Genomic DNA, 635 nt, shown 5'->3' with positions numbered 1-635 from the left:
CGCATCTCAGGCGAACCTTCGAGCTATACTGGGCTCGTCTTCGTGTTCGATGCGATTTTCCTGTCGATCGCGGCCTTGGCCATGCGCGGCCCCCGCATCCTGCGCGAGGTGGCGCCTTACTGGAAGACGGGAATTGGCGGCGCACTCCTGTCCGGCGGGGCATACTGGATCGCCATCTGGGCGATGACAGTGGCGCCGATCGCAAGCGTCTCCGCCCTGCGCGAGACGAGCATACTCGTGGTCATGCTGCTCTCGATGCGGGTGCTGAAGGAGACCGTGACGTTGCCACGGCTGGGGGGCGCCGTTCTGATCGTTGTCGGCGCAATGCTGATCCGGGTGGCCTGACCGGCATCTGATACGGCAATCATTGATTGTATAAATCTCCGTATTGTGTCATTTTCAAGCTTCAGGCAAGCATCGCGCGCGCGCAGAACTACGGAGGTTGAGGCTGGTCTATCCTGTCCTGCTCTGCGGGGGCAGCGGAACACGGCTATGGCCCCTTTCCCGTCAGCGCTTTCCCAAGCAATTCGTGCCACTCCTCGGCGATGAGAGCCTGTTCCAGGCATCGGCACGGCGGCTGTCGGGACCGGGACTGGCACCGCCGCTCGTTCTCACCTCAGACCCGTTCCGCTTCA

Annotated in this window: 2 protein-coding genes; both read left to right on the top strand. The window is 62.4% G+C overall.

The annotated features are described in order from the left end of the window. The coding region (locus ACLD7X_RS17830) for an EamA family transporter (RefSeq protein WP_411425028.1) at positions 1 to 345 on the top strand (345 nt) is incomplete at its 5' end. A gap of 97 nt (positions 346 to 442) precedes the next feature. Next, a partial coding sequence (locus ACLD7X_RS17825) for a sugar phosphate nucleotidyltransferase (RefSeq protein ID WP_425625459.1) occupies positions 443 to 635 on the top strand: 193 nt, incomplete at its 3' end.

This window comes from Aphanothece microscopica RSMan92, from assembly GCF_046613545.2.
Taxonomy (GTDB): domain Bacteria; phylum Cyanobacteriota; class Cyanobacteriia; order PCC-6307; family Cyanobiaceae; genus NIES-981.
This window is presented reverse-complemented; position numbering and strand designations above follow the sequence as displayed.